Genomic DNA, 15,573 nt, shown 5'->3' on the forward strand with positions numbered 1-15,573 from the left:
CCGGGCCATGCAATACCGATGTCCAGAACCTTCTTGAGAACCGGTTTGTTGGCCATCCTGCGGACGTTCGCGCCGTTTGTCCGCCGGTGCTGCGGTCCGTTTTGAAGGAGCGGCTCCAGCCGCGCTAATCACTCGTTGCTCAGTCTGGCGTTAGTCTCGAATCATCAACGGCTTCCGTTCGGAAGCCGTGAGTCATAATGCAACTGTTGACGAAACCCCTTTATGGTCGAACCTAGAACTCCAGGGCCGCCGCGTATATCAACTCTTTCATGACGAAGAATGTCCGGGTTTGGCGCACGCGGGCAGGGCGAGAGCCTGGCACCGGATTTCCAGCCCTGCACCTTCGACTTCCGAAAACTCAGCGATCTTATCCGCAAGACGAACCAATTCGAAGTTCGCCAGGCCGAGGGGCGGTCCCATCAGCACTCCGGGTGAAACAATGAAACAAGCGCTACCGCCGCAGCGGTTGCGGAGGCGGGAATGCGGCCACAGATGGTTCGGCTTTCCCCTGAGGTCAGAAGTGTCTATCAGTGCTGGCGCAAGGAAAAGCGTCAGCCGAGCTCCGAGGCTCTGCAAGACAATGATCAAAGGAAGACGTTATGGCGACCGGTACGGTAAAGTGGTTCAACGCAACGAAGGGCTTCGGCTTCATCCAGCCGGACGACGGCAGCGCCGATGTCTTCGTTCACATTTCCGCAGTCGAACGGGCAGGATTGCGCGGTCTGAGCGACGGCCAGAAGATCACCTATGAGCTGATAAAGGATCGCAGATCGGGCAAGATGTCGGCGGATAACCTGCGGGCCTGAGCCTGATGCGTGCGATCGCGGGAGGGCCGGGTTCACCCGGCCGTTTGCAGCGCGAGATGTACGAGAGCGGTGCCCGGCGCGTAGCCACACCTAGACGATCAGCCGGGCCGCTCGTCCATTCTTTCGTTCCGCGTTGTTGTAGTAGCTCGCCGCTTGGGTCACCGATTTGTGCAGTGACTGCTGCATCGCTTCCGGCAGAGAAACACCGCGGTTGGCTGCCTCGGTCAGATAACCAGATCTTAAGCCGTGCGCGGAAAACAGCGCCGGATCGAGGCCGGCCTGTTTGGCGCGAGCCTTCAGGACCAGATTAACCGATTGTGGCGTCAGCGCCCACCGGTCGACGTTGCCCCACTGGTCGATGCGTCGAAACACTGGCCCCTCCTTAATCCCAGCTTCGGCGAGCCAGCGCTTCAATACGGTCACCGGTCGGCCGATCAAGAGTACATGCTCGATATCGTCGTTCGCTGTGGTTTTGGTGCGGCCGAGATGAATACTGAGACAGGGCAGGGGAGGGGAGGACTTGTCGGCCGGATCGGCGTGCACAGGCTCCTCGTCGATGAGATCCTCGACGCGCAGCGCCGCCACTTCCGAGCGTCGACGACCGCCGGAGGCAAATGCGGTCAGCAGCAGCGCCCGGTCACGCAGGTCGACCAGTCGATCGCCGGCACAGGCCTGAAGCAGTTTCGTCAGGATATCGACGGTCACCGCCTTCTTGCTCTTGCACTGGCGCGGCCGCGCACTGGCGCGCACGGCAATGCGCAGGGCGGATTTGAGCGACGGTGCGCCGAAGGCGCCGGTGAGGCCACGCCAGCGGGTGAGGATCGACCAGGAGGTCAGCCGCCGTTGCACCGTGCCCGGCGCGTGCGGACCTGAGGCCCTGAGCAGGCGCTCGGCACGCAGCCCCGCCTCGACCGCCGCCGGCATGCCGTGGCCCGGATCCTCGGCGCGCTTCACCGGATCCCAAAGGTGATGGGCGACGAATTTCAACAACAGCGCTTCCGGCGCCGGCCAGGGGAGGGGGGAGCCGGTCGCGAATTGGCACCAGGCCTCGAGGTAGCCGAGGTCGGAGGCCAACGCCCTGAGCGTGTTTTCGCCCATACCTTCGCTGGCGAGATGCTTCAGTGTCGCGACGTCGTCATCGGTCAAAAGCGCCGCGAGTTGGTCTCGCCGGTCGAACGGCAGGATGGCGTTGAGCGCATCGAGCTCTTCGGCGCGGCGGTGGAGCGCTTGGCTGTCCGATTCGGCGGCGCTATGATTGTCGATCATGGGTTTAGTCTCCGACGCTCTTGTGAGCATTCCGGAAAATCCGTGTATTCCGGAAGGGGGAAGTGTTGAAATGGCGTCGATCGTCACCGCCGCGGCGGTTTCAGGAATTTCGAAACCTATCAGGATGCCGCCGTGCGCGAGCCGTTGATCATCACCGAGAACGGCCGGCCGCGCACCGTGCTCCTCGTCTATGAGGACTATCTGCGGTTGTCGCGGCGCGACAGTCGCGTCGAGGCAACGCCCGACCTGAGCGATGCCGATCTCGCCGCGGTCGAGCAGTCCGAAATGGAGCCGGGCCTCGATCATCTCAATGCCGAGCTGCTGACGGACAAGCATGCTGCCGACTCGAATCTCGAGCCACCACGCGGCTTGTAACGGCTGCCGGGTGCAACGGATGAAATCTCATGCCGCCTCGATGTCCGTGCGCGAGAAATCATTGCCTTTGTAGAGCAGCGGTTCATTGCGCATCTTGGCCAGCGCATAGGAGAAACAATCGCCATAGTTCAGACTGGCCGGATGTCGGCCCTTGCCATAGCTGCGCCAGGCTCGCCTTGCCACCGCGATCTGTTCCGCGTCGACGGCGACGATTTCGACTCCCGCCTTGTAAAGCCATAGATCGAGCTCTGCGGCACCTGCCTCGCCGAGGCGCGCCTCGATGACGATGGCGAGTTCAAGGACTGTCGCCGCCGAGATGAAGCGCCGTGGAGCGTCGACGACTTTTTGTTCGTAGGTTTCTGCTTCCGGCTCGTTGAAGGCGATCGCGACGATGGCGGAGGTGTCGATGACCATCAGCTGGGGAGCCCGTTTTCGTCATACCCCAAGATCTCGTCGGCGGAGCGGTTGTCGACAACCGGCAGCCTGGCCCAGCGCTTCCGGCTGGCGGCAAGCTCGTCGAGTAGGACATCGCGATTTCCGGCGTTTGCCAGGCGCCGCAGCCGTTCTTCGAGTGCCCGGCGAGTCGCCATGGTAATGGTTTCACCAGTTTTCTCGGCCAACGCCTTGGCGAGGCGTTCCGTCTCGACGTCTTTGATGCTGAGCGCCATTTTCGTGGTTCCTTGGTTCCTGATCGTCTATATTCTACCTCGTCCTGGCGCCGGCGCAAGCGCCTGGACCTCGAATCTCGTTGAAACTGAGTTCCCGCGCGCAAATGTCAGGTGGTCCGACATTGGCTCCTCTCGGCTGCGGTTTGGCGCGAACATAGGCGATTTCCGAGTGGAAATCCGTCACTATCGATACTTGTTACCTATCGATAGTGACGATGTTGCTGCATCAGCAGCAAGCTTCCAGGCTCCAGGCCGAGGAAGATCTGCGCCAGCGGATCTGTTCATTCTGGCTCACGCGAAACCAAAAGGCGCCCGAAACAGTGTCGCGAGTTGAAACATGGCAAGATCTTGTTGCCGAGCTCTCTGCGAGGGGTGTGCCCACGCCGATCAATGATCGCTATGACCGCGCAGTTACCGGTCTTATGAATGGCGTCTTGAGCGCGCGTGAGAAGACACCCGTGGGATGGGATTTCAAAAGTTTGATCCAGGTCGTTCATCGGATGTGTGATGGGTACCCGGAACACGCGCTGACTATGGGCTTTGCTCTTCGAGAATACGAATGCGATGACCTGATAAAAGCCTAGGACAAAAGGGGAAAATGGGCGAGACGATCACAGGTCATGCGACAGGCGATCCCGGATGGTGATGAGCGTTTTCTGTCAGATTCCGAGACGCTGCCTTTTCTGAAATTCATGTTTCCGGCAGTCGGAGCGCGGGTCGAAAAATTTCTGACCTCGGACTTGGCGAGGTCGCGATTTTGATCGCCTTGTAAAATCATGTTCGACAATGAGGCTTTTTCGTCGGTTTGGGCAGGGGAGCTGTTTTTGGATAGATTTTCGGTGCCTCCCAAACAGGTCAAAGTGCAGGTTTTCGCTTCGCTTGGAGTCGCGCAACATTCCGACCTTGAATGTCAGAAAAAGAAGGCCTTTTTTCTGACACATGAAAGCCATTGCGACATCAGTCCCGGATCAGATCATGCGGCGCGCCCGTGCACGCGGGCGTGGTGGGGTTTTCACGCCTAGCGACTTCCTGGATGTGGCTGAACGCGCGGCTGTCGACCAGGCGCTCTCCCGACTGGTCAAGGCTGGAAAGCTTCGGCGCCTAGCGCGAGGCCTGTATGACTTCCCGAAGGTCCATCCGCAACTTGGTCCCCTTTCGCCGACTCCCGACGATGTCGCGCAAGCATTGGCGCGGGAAACCGGATCCCAGGTGCAGATCGCGGGTGCGCGTGCAGCGAACGCGCTCGGTCTTTCCACTCAGGTTCCGGCAAAGAGCATCTATCTGACCGATGGCCCCTCCCGCCGCGTCGTACTGGGCAAGCGCGTGGTCGATCTGCGTCACGCCTCGCCCAAGCATCTGATCGCTCCGGGCAGCGCGGCTGGCACAGTCGTACAGGCCCTTCGTCACGTGGGGGCGGTACGTGCTCGCGACGTCGCGCAGGTCGCGGCGCGTCGTCTTTCGGTCAGCGACAAGAAGACGCTCGCATCGACTGCGGTCCAAGCTCCCGCCTGGATGCGGCCGACGCTCGTTTCGATAGCCAATACAGCGTCGGGTGAGATCGATGGATAAGGTAGCTCTTCTTCCAGCCGGCGATCGGGCAGCCCTCTTTGGCGAAACAGGCGCTGGCCGAGGAGTCGCCAATACGATCATCGAAAATGACTTCTGGGTCTGCTGGACCTTGAAGCGGCTTTTCGGCCTGCCTGAGAAGGATACCGCCACCCTTATCTTCAAGGGTGGCACGTCCCTTTCCAAGGCGTTCGGCGCAATCCGCCGCTTTTCCGAAGATATCGACCTATCTTTCGATCGAGCGGATCTCGGCTATACGGGCGAACGCGATCCCGAGAAGGGAGGCATCAGCAAGAAGCAGGCGAACAAACTTATTGAAGCCCTGGTGAGCGATGTCGAGAAGCATATTGCGGAGAAGCTACCCGTGGGGTGATGTAGGCCATGCCTTCGTACTCGGAGGTGGGTAGCACAGTCGGATAGTGGAAGTTCACCGTCTGCGCGTCGGTGGCGTCGATTTCCAACGACCATTCGCCTTTGGTCGGCTCGCCGAGTAGCTCGACGATGGCGAATCGAAGAGTCGGAAGCATGAAGCTCGAACTCGGCGCGCGCGGCGATCCATGGCCCACTGAACAGAGGATCATTCGCCCATATGCGGCGGAGGACTATCCCGACTTCTTTGAAGAGCCTGAAAGCACCGTCACCGTCCTCTCCGCCCGCCGCACCTTCTGGGAGAAGGCGACTGCATTACATGCGGAGGCGCATCGCCCCGCCGAGTCTCCGACGCCGCAATATCTTTCGCGGCACTACTACGATCTGGCGATGCTCGTCGGCACGGACGAGGGCAAAGCCGCCGCCACCGATTTCGAGCTTCTCGCTCAGGTCGCCAAGCACAAGGCAACCTTCTTTCGTTCCGGCTGGGCCAGTTACGACACCGCCCGTCCAGGCGCGCTACGGCTCTTGCCGGACGAGAGGCGGACCAAGGTTCTCCGCGCCGACTACAGGGCAATGGCCCCCATGATGTTCGATGAGAGCCCGCCATCCCTCGACGAAATACTTGCGAAACTCGCGGCCCTCCAAGAAACGACAAACAAATAGCACAAGGCGACCCGGTGGGGAGAAAAGTCCATTAGCTCGTTACGATCCATTGACCTGCGCCTGATTGACGACCTCGTCGACTTCGCTCGAGGGCGCGGCTACGTGCTGGATTTCTCGGATTCAAGTTTCTCGGAATTCTTCGCCGCCGAGTTGGACATCGATATCGATGATTCGATCTATGCCGAGCACGGCGGCTCGAAGGGAAAGCGACTGCGCTGCTTCCTTCTGAAGGTGGACGACGCCACGGCCATCCGCACCCTACAGGCCCTGTGGGAACATCGTACGGAATTCCTGGCGCGCACCCGCCAGCAGGATCCCGTACTAAACGCCGAGGGACGCTATCTAGGGCTTCTGGCCCGGCTGACAGGGCAGCCGACGAACGCCGGTGGGACGCCACCGCGAGCAGCTTTCGATTGGCGCCTGCTCGCCGAGCTGCGGGACGAACTCGTGCGTGTCGCATCACTGCAAGCCCATGAGCGAGGCTATCCCTTTGAGAGCGAGAGGGGTACGTGGGGCAGATTTGCCGACGCCGCTACCGCGGCCACAATGCCGCCGAAAGCCATCGGTTCCTGGTCTTCACCAGCGGCCAGAAACGCCGAGTCGCTCCGGCGATCAAGCGCGAGATGCGGCGGCACTCGGTGATCGAGCCGGTCATCGGTCATCTCAAGGCCGAGCACCGCATGGGCCGCAACTATCTCGCCGGCGAACACGGCGACGCCATCAACGCCGACTGGCCGCCGCCGGCTACAACTTCTCGCTCCTCCTCAACTGGCTGAGGATGCCTTTGTGGCTGCTGCTGGCTTGCCTCCACAGCGGAACAAAAGCCGCGCCGTTTAAGCCCGCTTATTGTTCACGGCCGACTCATTAGATGCCAAATAACAGTGGATGGGGGTGTCCACCGGCCAAATCAAACAGGAGAAGGCTCTCGATTAGCGATCGCACGGAGTGGTGGCTCAGTGCGATCATCAGTGGTTGTGGCGCGGCGGCGTCTTGGAAATCTGACGGAACTCGTCCGCCTCCCTAATCGTCGCGCCGTCAGCGAGCTGGGTCACGGTCTGGCGGTAGATCATCTGCCACGGAGTGGCGTCACCCGGTACCTTCGGAATACCTTCGGCCTTGCGGCGCACGATCTCGGCATCGTCCACCAACATGTCGCAGAGGCCTTTGTTGAAGTCGATGCGGATCGTGTCGCCGGTGCGTACCCAGGCAAGGCCGCCGCCGACCGCGCTTTCGGGCGAGGCGTTCAGGATCGACGGGCTGTCGGCCGTGCCGGATTGGCGGCCGTCGCCGATCGTCGGAAGGCTCATGATGCCGCGCTTCAGCAGGTGATCCGGCGGCTGCATGTTGACCACTTCGGCCGAGCCCGGCCAACCCTTGGGACCGGCGCCGCGCATCACCATGATGCAGTTCTCGTCAATGTCGAGCGAGGGATCGTTGATCCGCTTGTGATAGTCCTCAGACCCGTCGAAGACAATGGCGCGACCTTCGAACACCCCCTCGCGTCCCGGCTCCTGCAGATAGCGATTGCGGAAGCCGTCGGAAACGACGCTCATCTTCATGATGGCGAAGTCGAAGAGATTGCCCTTGAGGACGAGAAAGCCCGCGCGTTCACGCAGCGGCTCGGCAAAAGGCCTGATCACTTCGCGGTCGTCGGATTCGCGGCCTTCGAGGTTTTCTGCCATGGTCCTGCCGGTCACCGTCGGACAGCCGCCGTCGATCTTGCCGGCCTTGAGCAGTTCCCACATGATGGCGGGCACACCTCCGGCACGGTGGAAACGTTCGCCGAGATAGGCACCCGCCGGCTGGACATTGGCGAGCAGGGGTATGTCGTAGCCATGAACTTGCCAATCGTCGGGGTTGAGCGTCACTCCTGCGTGCTTGGCCATTGCCATCAGGTGGGGCTGGGCATTGGTCGAGCCGCCGATGGCGGAGTTGACCTTGATCGCGTTCAGGAATGCCTCGCGCGTCAGGATGTCGGACGGCTTGATGTCTTCCAGTACGACCTCAACGGCGCGGCGGCCGGTGCGATAGGCCATCTGACCGCGTTCGCGGTAGGCTGCCGGGATCGCCGCGCAGCCGGTTAGCGACATGCCGAGCGCTTCGGCCATGGCGTTCATCGTGGACGCCGTGCCCATGGTGTTGCAATGGCCGACCGAGGGAGCGGAATCGAGGGCGGCTTCGAGGAACTGCTCGCGGGTTATTTCGCCGGCGGCATACTTGCGGCGCGAACGCCAGATCACGGTGCCGGAGCCGACGAGGTCGCCGTCGTTCCAGCCGTCGAGCATCGGTCCGCCGGAGAAGACGATGGCTGGAATGTCGACAGTCGAGGCGGCCATCAGTGCCGAAGGGGTGGTCTTGTCGCACCCGGTGGTCAGGATCACGCCGTCGAGCGGATAGCCGTAAAGGATCTCGACCAATCCGAGATAGGCGAGGTTACGGTCGAGCGCCGCCGTCGGCCTCTTGCAGTTCTCGAACAGCGGATGGGTCGGGAACTCGATCGGAATGCCGCCCGCATCGCGGATCCCATCGCGCAGGCGCTGCGCGAGCTCCAGATGGTGGCGGTTGCAGGGGTTGAGGTCGCTGCCCGACTGGGCGATGCCGATGATCGGTTTGCCGGACCGCAGCTCTTCCGGTGTGGTGCCGTAGTTCATGAAGCGCTCCAGGTAGAGAGCGGTCAGGTCCAGGTGCTCGGGGTTGTCGAACCAGTTCTGCGAGCGCAGCCGCCGGATGGCCTTCTTGTCGTCGGTCATTGATCTTCCTCCCGTTCGCTCCCGTTGACCTTCTCCAGTTGCAACAGAAGCGCGCTGCGTCTCCGTAGAGCTCGTCTTGATTGCAGTAAGCTATGCGGCAGTGATGATCTTTGTCCAGGCTGCCGTTTAGGTGGGGCGAGATGGCGACGTGATCTACGAGGCCGGCGCCACCCGCATGCGTCCCGCCGGATCAAGGCATGTCGATCTGATCCTCACGACCGGTGGGACGGACCGGCGCCCCGCGACGGCACACCGGAAGCCACGCGTGAGGTCATGATCAGGGAACTACCGGGCTTCGGCGTGTACCTCAGGCGCGCGCCGACCGCATTTCTCTCCCGGCATCTCCGGCAAGCGTGGCAAGACGCTGATCGTCAAGCTATCCGGAGAACCGGGTTCAATCCGTTGCAGTCTTGATGCCCTATTTGCAGCGGTGCCTTATTGCCTCGATCTGATCGGCGCGGGCAGGATCGAGACCAATCCCACCCGCTTGAAGGCACCCCGGCCCGCCTCGCCGTCCCGAAGCTGAGCGGCTTGTGGACTTCCTCCGGCTCAGAGAAAGGCACTGGAAACTTTCTCCATTCTTTCAGTTTCGAGGTTGGCTGCTCCCTTTTTTCCGTACAAATGGAACGACGAGTCCGATCTGCGCGGCGCGAAGGAGCAGATCAAGAACTCGCCCGTGGCTCCTCGGCATCGTTGCGCTTATCGCCGTCGCAATGGCACCGAAGCCCGCCGCCGCAACCAAGACGTCAAATTGACCTCGGCGCACTCGTTTTCGAGTTGGCGGCCTGTTTTTACTGCGGCGTGATGCGTGGGCTTGTGGGAAGAACCTCCACGCGCTGCGTCCCGACCGTGCCGTCCGCCTCGACGATTGCCTGCCAGCGCCGATTGCCGCAGCGCACGGAAAGGCGCCAGCGGCCGGCATCCTCTCCTTCGCCGCGTTCCACGCGGGAGGCGACGAGGCCGCGGCGCATGTAGTCGTGCAGGGTTCGCGTCGGCCAGCCGAAGCGTTCGGCAAGCATCTCTGCCGGCAGCAGGAATTCGCCTGCGGCATCGTGGGCAAGAAGCAGCGCCCCGGTTTCGGTTTCGGTCATGACAGCGCCTCGCGCAAAATCGGTGTGATACGCATGGAATCCTCGCCGCGGCGGAAGGCGATCGCAAGACGGAACGAATGGGCGATGCGTAGCGCCCGGTCGAGGAAGAGATCGGCGATCTCCGGCGGGCAGAGCGTTTCGACGGTGGCGCGGAACAGTGAAAGCCACCGATGAAAATGCACCTCCTCAAGCTCCGGAATGGCGAGATGTGGCGGAAGCGGACGTCCCTCGTAACGGTCGGTGCGCAGCAGCGTCGCCGACCAGAAATCACACATCTTGGCAAGGTGCACCGGCCATTCCTCGGGCGCAATTGCGCCGTTGAAGATGGGGCCGAGCAGGTTGTCCTTGCGGATCTTGCCGTAGAAACCGTGCACGATGGCATGGATCTTTGTCTCATTGAGTATGTCCGGCAGCAGCTTGCCGTCGATGACGATGGTGCGTTCGGGCGCGGGACGGCTTCTCATCGGATTGCCCTGTAGCTTTGCCAGGTGCCGTGGCCGAGCGGCGGGACGGTGACCATCAGGCCAAGGAGCCCCGTCGCGATGCCGAGCACCATGGCGAGCGGATCACCGCGCCCGGCGCGCGCGATGGCTAGCCCGACGAGCACAAACGCGCCGAGCACGAGAAGCGCCGTGTGGCTCCCCGAAACCGTCAATCCCCATACCATCCTTCCTCCTTTCTCTCACGCGGCGTTCGCGTCGATGCCGAGCAGCGGGCCAAGCGTTGCCCGATTCTGCACGACGTCGGCGAGCGTGTATCTGTCGAGCACGGCGAGGAACGCGCCTAGCGCCTCGTGCAGCATGCCCTTGAGCCGACAGGCTGGCGAAATCGCGCAGGTGTGCCCTCCCGCCTGCATGCATTCGGCCAGCGCGAATTCCTCCTCGGTCGCCCGTACCAGCGCGCCGACGGCGATCTCTTCCGGCGCCTTCGCGAGGCGGATGCCACCGGCTCGCCCGCGCGTCGTCTCGACGAGGCCGAGGTCGCGCAAAGTCTGCGCCACCTTGAGGAGGTGGTTGCGCGAAAGCCCGTAGGCTTCCGCCACCTCATTGACCGTGCACATGCCGTTGCTTCGCGTCGCGGCATAGATCAGCATGCGCAGGGCATAGTCGGTGTGGAGTGTCATTCGCATCTTCGCCGTGCATCCCTTCTAAGAGGTATTGTTGATACCACTTTAATGCGCGAGTTTGGCGAGGGAAAGCGCGATTTCGTCGCAGCGAGCCAAAGATCCTTCATACAGCGCGGGCCATGCCGCTCACCGCATCAGGGGGAGTTTAGGTGCCGCGTTCTGATTCGGTATCGAGTTGGGGTTGCCTGATCTGCGGAGCGTTTCGCTGAAGCGATATCCCTATCTAATCTTTTATCGTGACCAGCCAGATCATGTCGACGTCTGGCGTGTGCTTCATGCCAAACGCGACATTCCGCAGGGGATGCAGGAGCCAGATAATCATTGAATGCAACTTTTCCGCAGCCGTGGGGCCTTGAAAGATTGTGGGGCTGCGGTTCGCATCCACTCACATCAGGTCTTTTGTCAATTGTTCATCCGAGTGGCATCGAATTTCTCCTGGGTGAGCGGATCCGCGGTCTGAGCCCATAGCAATACCGGCCCGTTCCCGGGCCTATACAACCTCACATCCGGTCGCCGCTCTCACGCGGCTGCACCATTATCCCGCATTCGACGGGCACGGGCTCAGGAGAACGGGACCAAACTCAAGATCGGCATTTAAAGGCCAAAAGGATTCCCGGTCCGTTCACCTGGATCCGTCAGGGCTGATCAGGCCCTGCGGATTAGAAACTGTGTTTCGCAGCAGTTTGTGTTTCAGGCGGTTTTCATGATCACACCTTCGATCACGACGCCGGAGCTCACATACTTCCAGAGGGCCACGAGCAGCTTACGCGCGAGCGCCACGATCATTGGGGTCTTTAAGCGGCCTGCGTTCCGAGCGATGCGTTCTTTGAACCATAACGTCAGCGTCGATTTTGGTTGATGCCGCAACCATAGCCAGGCGAGCTCGACCATGGTGGCTCGCAAACGCGGATTTCCCGCCTTGGATACACCCTGTTCGCGGTTGACGTTACCGCTTTGCCAGGGGGAGGGGCAAGGCCTGCGTACGAGGCGATTTGGCGTCGATTGTCGAAGTGTCGGAACAGCCCTTCGGTGTAGAGTATAGTAGCGAATTCTGGCCCTATTCCCTTGATGCCCAAAAGGGCGGTCGCTTCCTTCGGTGTCTCCGACGTCTCGCGGACGATCAAGGCATCTCGCTCGGCTTCTACAGCCTTGATTTGTGTGAGCAGCAATTCGAGGCGATCGAGTTCTCTGCAGATTTCTGCTTTCAAATGTTTCGAGAGCGGCCGACCATCGCCAGTCTGAAGCTCGTCCAGACGCTCGCGGCGATCTCGATTGACAGGTTGGTAATCCCGAATTCCTTGCGTGAAGAGCAGCCCCTTTATGCGATTGACGTGGAAGACACGTTCCGCAATCAGAGTTTTCCGCTCCCGTCCAATCCGTCGGTTGTCGTCTTCCTCGGGCGAGAGAAGTTTGACCATTGAGCACGCACGGGGCTCGCCACGTTTCCATGCCATCAATGCGCGGATCAGCGTTTCGCCGTCGATACGGTCCTTCGCCCGGCGATGCCGGCGCGGCATGGCAATCGATGCGGCCTCTACGATGTGGGTTTCTATCCAAGCTTCCTTGCTCAGCATTCGTCCCAGCCAGAAGCCATCCAGTCCTGCCTCTTGAATCACCACCATTGGGTAAAGTGTGTTCTTTCGCCATTTGGCCTTCTGGCGAAGCGCGGCAAAACACGAAAACAGGCCAGCAATGTCGCCTCCGGTGATGGTGTGTCGGGAAATCTTCTCGCTGCAAGGTGACAGAGCTGTCACCAGCCAGGTCGATTTGCTCAATTCCAACGAGACGAAAATTGCGCCAAGATCGACGAGAGTAGCGGTTTGCGCTTGAGATTGATCTGCTGTCATCGGCATGGTTGGCCTCCAGAGAGTTTTCTAGCGACCTCACTCTGCCACGGTGCAGGCCGCTACTCACCCCTGATGGGATCTCAAGGCGACCGTTCGTCAGCGTTGCTCCCGCAATCTATGCCAAAAGATTAAAGCTACACCCGTTGCACACCTTGTGCGTCGTCACTGGCGGCGAACAGATGCGCCAATTCGGTCAGAATATCGTTGACAGCCAATGCCGGCTCGGACAGCGGAAACTGATCCGAGACGCAAAGTGAAATTCTTACATTCATCAATGGCTTGGTGATCCGGAGAACCGCCACGTCTTCATCGGAATCGCGGGTGGCATTGGCGGCCGACCATGGCAGGATCGTCGAGCCCATGCCCGCGCTGATCGCCTTTGCCATGGTTGGTAAGGACTCGATCTCGGCAATCAATTTAGGAACCAGGCCGACGCGTCGGAAGGTCGTGTCGACGACCTTCCTTACCGTGTGGATGTTGGTCGGCAGCATCAGTTCGAGATCCGCCAGTTGCTGAACCGTGATCTCTTCCTTTCCGCTCAGGAATTCGATCCGGCTGCGTGGTGCGACCAGGAAGAGGTTCTCGTCCAAGAGCGGCTCGAAGGTCACCCCGCGAATGGGACCGGGATCATAGATGAATGCGACGTCGAGCTTTCCGGTCATGATCATCTCGCTGATGACGCCGCCAAAATTCTCGTTGATATGGAGGAGAATGTTTGGGTAACGCGCGCGAACGGTCTGCAGCAGGGGAAGGGCGAGGACCGAAGCCGTACTGAAGGGAGCTAGCCCCACCGATACGCGTCCCGCTACCACGTTGCCGGACGACCTGATGTCGGCCTGTGCCTGATCGAGCTGACGCAGGATTATCTGTGCGTGGCGGTAGAGCGCGCGGCCTGCTTCCGTCGGCACGACCCCCTGTTTCGAGCGAATCAACAGCTTCTTTCCGAACTGGCTTTCCAACGCAATGATCTGCTGGCTGAGCGCGGGCTGTGCGACGTGCAGGATATCGGACGCCCGTGTGAGGCTACCGATATCGACGATTTTCACGAATGCCTGTAGGCGGCGTGTATCCAACAGCGAAGTTCCTCCGACACCAAAGCATCATAGCAATCGTGGTCACCGACGAACATGCCAACAGCCTGTTTTATTGGAAGTATAACAAATACCGATCACCCCATATTCAAGTGATCTTTTGCACGGAGATGGGCGAGGTTTAGCCTTACCTTCAGCGAAAATGCGAAGGACAGGCACTCAATGGCATTCTCCGACTATAATACCGCACTTGTAACCGGGGCATCCACCGGCATGGGAGCAGTCATCGTCGAGCGGCTCCAGCGCGAAGGGTTGACGGTTCATGCCCTGGCGCGCAATCCGCAGCGTCTGAACGCCCTTTCCGAGCGATGTGGCTGCATCCCGCATGTGGTCGATATATCGGACACCAAGGCGCTCACCGCTGCGGTCGGCGGTCTCGAAATTGATGTTCTCGTCAACAATGCCGGCGTTTCCCGCACGGGCAATATTTTGACGGCGGACGAGTTCGCGGTCGACGAGCAGGTCGAGGTCAACATCCAGGCGGTGCTGCATCTCATCCGGCTGCTGATGCCAGGCATGGTCGAGCGCGACCTCGGCCATATCATCAACATCAGTTCCATTGCAGGAACCTACAATTTCGGCGGCAACACGATCTACCACGCGACGAAGGCGGCCGTTCACCAGCTTTCGCGTCAGTTGCGGGTCGATGCCTATGGGAAGCGCGTTCGCGTCACCGAAATCTGTCCGGGTCGGGTGGAAACCGAGATTTTCGGCAGACTTCTTGGCGACATGGAAGAGGCGCAGCGTCGCTTCTACGACGGTTATGAGTCACTGAAACCGGAAGACATTTCCGATGCGATCGCTTTTGCAATCGCTGCTCCGCGGCACGTCAACATCGGTCATATCGAAATTCTTCCAACGTTCCAGGTCCCAGGCGGCCTGAATTTCGAAAGGCGATCCGGCGACTGACGGAGCCGGAAAGCACCAATCAAAACAAGGGGAACACAAGATGTTCATCAGCAAACGCAATCTTCTGAAATCCGCCGCCGCTGCGGCGCTTATTACTGCTACCGCATTCCCTGCTCTAGCGGAAATGCGTATCAATCTGGCAGACGTTCTGCCCGAAAGCAATTTCATGGTGCGCAACGCGGCGAAGTTCGCTGATGCCGTGAAGCAGGCAACCAATGGTGAGGTGGTGATTTCCGTCAAGGCGGGTGGGTCTCTCGGCTTCAAGGGTCCGGACCAACTCACGGCCGTGCGCGACGGCCTCGTCGAGATGGCCGACATCAACATCTCCCAGCAGGTCGGCGTCAATCCGCTGTTCGGTGTGGAAGGTATCCCGTTTCTGATCGGTTCGATGGAGGAACTGAAGCAATATCATGCGGTCATCCGCCCCGTGTTCGAGAAGCTCGCGGAGCAGAATAACCAGAAGATTCTCTACATGGTGCCGTCGCCGGCCCAGTACATCTATCTGAAAGTGGAAGTCGACAATCTGGAGGGGTTCAAGGGCATTCCCGTCCGTGGTGCGGACAAGAACACGGTCGACATTGTCAACGCACTGGGATTGGCCGGTGTGGCCATGCCATGGGGCGAGCTCATCCCTGCGCTTGCCTCCGGCCGAGTCGAGGGCGTTGCGACATCAGCGACTTCTGGGGTCGATGGCAAGTTCTGGGAGTTCCTGGAATATATCTATCCTACGAACCACACGTGGGGTTCGAACATGGTAACGATCAACCTCGACGTCTGGAACCAGATTCCGGCCGAACAACAATCCGCCATCGAGAAGGCGGCGCGCGACCTCGAACCCGAATTCTGGGGCGTCTCACGCCAGGGCGACGTGGACAGCATCACGGCCATGACCGAAAAGGGCATGAAGCTCGTCGAAATCTCGCCGGAGATGAGGACCGAGATGGTGGCGCGAGCAGAAGCGCTGCAGAAGGAGTTTCTGGAGCGTGTTCCCGACGCAGCACCGCTCGTCGAGCAGTACAAAGCCTCCATGAAGGCGCAGTGAC

16 protein-coding genes and 6 pseudogenes are annotated in these 15,573 nt (G+C 60.4%); 12 read left to right on the forward strand and 10 right to left on the reverse strand.

The window, feature by feature from the left end:
- Window positions 1–312: 312 nt before the first annotated feature.
- Together EKH55_RS21985 and EKH55_RS21990 are read left to right on the forward strand one after the other, a co-directional pair.
- A pseudogene (locus EKH55_RS21985) lies at window positions 313–417 on the forward strand (OST-HTH/LOTUS domain-containing protein); the annotation flags it as partial.
- 182 nt (window positions 418–599) lie between these two features.
- The gene (locus EKH55_RS21990) at window positions 600–806 is read left to right on the forward strand and encodes a cold-shock protein (protein WP_151613146.1); all 207 of its coding nucleotides are present in this window, start codon (window positions 600–602) and stop codon (window positions 804–806) included.
- Window positions 807–896: 90 nt separating this feature from the next.
- Here the strand turns inward: EKH55_RS21990 and EKH55_RS21995 are convergent, their stop codons facing one another.
- Window positions 897–2,072, reverse strand: a complete 1,176-nt coding sequence (locus EKH55_RS21995; RefSeq protein ID WP_151613147.1) for a site-specific integrase — start codon at window positions 2,070–2,072, stop codon at window positions 897–899.
- Window positions 2,073–2,142: 70 nt separating this feature from the next.
- Here EKH55_RS21995 and EKH55_RS22000 point away from each other — a divergent pair.
- A pseudogene (locus EKH55_RS22000) lies at window positions 2,143–2,447 on the forward strand (type II toxin-antitoxin system Phd/YefM family antitoxin).
- A gap of 27 nt (window positions 2,448–2,474) precedes the next feature.
- On the opposite strand, the gene EKH55_RS22005 reads toward EKH55_RS22000, so the two are convergent.
- Window positions 2,475–2,861 (reverse strand): type II toxin-antitoxin system VapC family toxin, encoded by a 387-nt coding sequence (locus EKH55_RS22005; protein ID WP_151613148.1) that lies wholly within the window; start codon window positions 2,859–2,861, stop codon window positions 2,475–2,477.
- Window positions 2,861–3,115 (reverse strand): type II toxin-antitoxin system VapB family antitoxin, encoded by a 255-nt coding sequence (locus EKH55_RS22010; protein ID WP_151613149.1) that lies wholly within the window; start codon window positions 3,113–3,115, stop codon window positions 2,861–2,863. Before EKH55_RS22010 ends, EKH55_RS22005 begins: the two co-directional genes overlap by 1 nt.
- Before the next feature lie 215 nt (window positions 3,116–3,330).
- On the opposite strand from EKH55_RS22010, the gene EKH55_RS22015 reads away from it, so the two are divergent.
- The 5 genes and pseudogenes from EKH55_RS22015 to EKH55_RS22035 form a co-directional block, all read left to right on the forward strand.
- Window positions 3,331–3,699, forward strand: a complete 369-nt coding sequence (locus EKH55_RS22015) for a hypothetical protein (protein ID WP_151613150.1) — start codon at window positions 3,331–3,333, stop codon at window positions 3,697–3,699.
- Between the two features lie 391 nt (window positions 3,700–4,090).
- Window positions 4,091–4,684 (forward strand): DUF6088 family protein, encoded by a 594-nt coding sequence (locus tag EKH55_RS22020; protein ID WP_151613151.1) that lies wholly within the window; start codon window positions 4,091–4,093, stop codon window positions 4,682–4,684.
- Window positions 4,677–5,054, forward strand: a complete 378-nt coding sequence (locus EKH55_RS30330; protein ID WP_427915866.1) for a nucleotidyl transferase AbiEii/AbiGii toxin family protein — start codon at window positions 4,677–4,679, stop codon at window positions 5,052–5,054. Before EKH55_RS22020 ends, EKH55_RS30330 begins: the two co-directional genes overlap by 8 nt.
- A gap of 152 nt (window positions 5,055–5,206) precedes the next feature.
- Window positions 5,207–5,716: a nucleotidyl transferase AbiEii/AbiGii toxin family protein gene (locus tag EKH55_RS30335; protein ID WP_427915867.1), complete on the forward strand. Its 510-nt coding sequence runs from the start codon at window positions 5,207–5,209 to the stop codon at window positions 5,714–5,716.
- Window positions 5,717–6,249: 533 nt separating this feature from the next.
- Window positions 6,250–6,584 (forward strand): annotated as a pseudogene (locus EKH55_RS22035) (IS5/IS1182 family transposase); the annotation flags it as partial.
- A gap of 97 nt (window positions 6,585–6,681) precedes the next feature.
- On the opposite strand, the gene EKH55_RS22040 reads toward EKH55_RS22035, so the two are convergent.
- Window positions 6,682–8,466 (reverse strand): IlvD/Edd family dehydratase, encoded by a 1,785-nt coding sequence (locus tag EKH55_RS22040; protein WP_151613152.1) that lies wholly within the window; start codon window positions 8,464–8,466, stop codon window positions 6,682–6,684.
- A gap of 202 nt (window positions 8,467–8,668) precedes the next feature.
- Here EKH55_RS22040 and EKH55_RS29805 point away from each other — a divergent pair.
- Window positions 8,669–8,992 (forward strand): annotated as a pseudogene (locus EKH55_RS29805) (molybdopterin-binding protein); the annotation flags it as partial.
- A gap of 265 nt (window positions 8,993–9,257) precedes the next feature.
- On the opposite strand, the gene EKH55_RS22050 reads toward EKH55_RS29805, so the two are convergent.
- Genes EKH55_RS22050 through EKH55_RS22065 form a run of 4 tightly spaced genes read right to left on the reverse strand, consistent with a single transcriptional unit; the run spans window position 9,258 to window position 10,680 of the window.
- Window positions 9,258–9,557: a DUF6522 family protein gene (locus EKH55_RS22050; protein ID WP_246231982.1), complete on the reverse strand. Its 300-nt coding sequence runs from the start codon at window positions 9,555–9,557 to the stop codon at window positions 9,258–9,260.
- A complete protein-coding gene (locus EKH55_RS22055) occupies window positions 9,554–10,021 on the reverse strand; it encodes a group III truncated hemoglobin (protein WP_151613153.1) in 468 nt (155 codons plus the stop codon). The genes EKH55_RS22050 and EKH55_RS22055 overlap by 4 nt, the downstream gene beginning before the upstream one ends.
- Window positions 10,018–10,224, reverse strand: a complete 207-nt coding sequence (locus EKH55_RS22060; RefSeq protein ID WP_151613154.1) for a hypothetical protein — start codon at window positions 10,222–10,224, stop codon at window positions 10,018–10,020. Before EKH55_RS22060 ends, EKH55_RS22055 begins: the two co-directional genes overlap by 4 nt.
- A gap of 15 nt (window positions 10,225–10,239) precedes the next feature.
- Window positions 10,240–10,680 carry an Rrf2 family transcriptional regulator gene (locus EKH55_RS22065; RefSeq protein ID WP_345790250.1) on the reverse strand — a complete coding sequence of 147 codons (441 nt, stop codon included), beginning with the start codon at window positions 10,678–10,680 and terminating at the stop codon, window positions 10,240–10,242.
- A 166-nt stretch (window positions 10,681–10,846) separates the two neighbouring features.
- Here EKH55_RS22065 and EKH55_RS22070 point away from each other — a divergent pair.
- A pseudogene (locus EKH55_RS22070) lies at window positions 10,847–11,008 on the forward strand (type II toxin-antitoxin system RelE/ParE family toxin); the annotation flags it as partial.
- 365 nt (window positions 11,009–11,373) lie between these two features.
- Here EKH55_RS22070 and EKH55_RS22075 read toward each other — a convergent pair.
- Both EKH55_RS22075 and nac read right to left on the reverse strand, forming a co-directional pair.
- Window positions 11,374–12,536 (reverse strand): annotated as a pseudogene (locus EKH55_RS22075) (IS110 family RNA-guided transposase).
- Window positions 12,537–12,664: 128 nt separating this feature from the next.
- Entirely contained in the window at window positions 12,665–13,603 is a 939-nt protein-coding gene (gene nac, locus EKH55_RS22080; protein WP_151613156.1) for a nitrogen assimilation transcriptional regulator NAC, read from the reverse strand.
- A gap of 180 nt (window positions 13,604–13,783) precedes the next feature.
- On the opposite strand from nac, the gene EKH55_RS22085 reads away from it, so the two are divergent.
- Entirely contained in the window at window positions 13,784–14,530 is a 747-nt protein-coding gene (locus EKH55_RS22085) for an SDR family oxidoreductase (protein WP_151613157.1), read from the forward strand.
- Window positions 14,531–14,570: 40 nt separating this feature from the next.
- On the forward strand, window positions 14,571–15,572 hold the full coding sequence (locus EKH55_RS22090) for a TRAP transporter substrate-binding protein (RefSeq protein WP_151613158.1): 1,002 nt from the start codon (window positions 14,571–14,573) through the stop codon (window positions 15,570–15,572).
- Window position 15,573 lies beyond the last annotated feature (1 nt).

This window comes from Sinorhizobium alkalisoli (assembly GCF_008932245.1).
Taxonomy (GTDB): Bacteria; Pseudomonadota; Alphaproteobacteria; order Rhizobiales; family Rhizobiaceae; genus Sinorhizobium; species Sinorhizobium alkalisoli.

Bases quoted from the DNA above. Each gene is read 5' to 3' on its own strand.
- EKH55_RS21990 (WP_151613146.1), top strand. From the start codon at position 600: ATGGCGACCGGTACGGTAAAGTGGTTCAACGCAACGAAGGGCTTCGGC.
- EKH55_RS21995 (WP_151613147.1), bottom strand. From the start codon at position 2,072: ATGATCGACAATCATAGCGCCGCCGAATCGGACAGCCAAGCGCTCCAC.
- EKH55_RS22005 (WP_151613148.1), bottom strand. From the start codon at position 2,861: ATGGTCATCGACACCTCCGCCATCGTCGCGATCGCCTTCAACGAGCCG.
- EKH55_RS22010 (WP_151613149.1), bottom strand. From the start codon at position 3,115: ATGGCGCTCAGCATCAAAGACGTCGAGACGGAACGCCTCGCCAAGGCG.
- EKH55_RS22015 (WP_151613150.1), top strand. From the start codon at position 3,331: ATGTTGCTGCATCAGCAGCAAGCTTCCAGGCTCCAGGCCGAGGAAGAT.
- EKH55_RS22020 (WP_151613151.1), top strand. From the start codon at position 4,091: ATGCGGCGCGCCCGTGCACGCGGGCGTGGTGGGGTTTTCACGCCTAGC.
- EKH55_RS30330 (WP_427915866.1), top strand. From the start codon at position 4,677: ATGGATAAGGTAGCTCTTCTTCCAGCCGGCGATCGGGCAGCCCTCTTT.
- EKH55_RS30335 (WP_427915867.1), top strand. From the start codon at position 5,207: ATGAAGCTCGAACTCGGCGCGCGCGGCGATCCATGGCCCACTGAACAG.
- EKH55_RS22040 (WP_151613152.1), bottom strand. From the start codon at position 8,466: ATGACCGACGACAAGAAGGCCATCCGGCGGCTGCGCTCGCAGAACTGG.
- EKH55_RS22050 (WP_246231982.1), bottom strand. From the start codon at position 9,557: ATGACCGAAACCGAAACCGGGGCGCTGCTTCTTGCCCACGATGCCGCA.
- EKH55_RS22055 (WP_151613153.1), bottom strand. From the start codon at position 10,021: ATGAGAAGCCGTCCCGCGCCCGAACGCACCATCGTCATCGACGGCAAG.
- EKH55_RS22060 (WP_151613154.1), bottom strand. From the start codon at position 10,224: ATGGTATGGGGATTGACGGTTTCGGGGAGCCACACGGCGCTTCTCGTG.
- EKH55_RS22065 (WP_345790250.1), bottom strand. From the start codon at position 10,680: ATGACACTCCACACCGACTATGCCCTGCGCATGCTGATCTATGCCGCG.
- EKH55_RS22085 (WP_151613157.1), top strand. From the start codon at position 13,784: ATGGCATTCTCCGACTATAATACCGCACTTGTAACCGGGGCATCCACC.
- EKH55_RS22090 (WP_151613158.1), top strand. From the start codon at position 14,571: ATGTTCATCAGCAAACGCAATCTTCTGAAATCCGCCGCCGCTGCGGCG.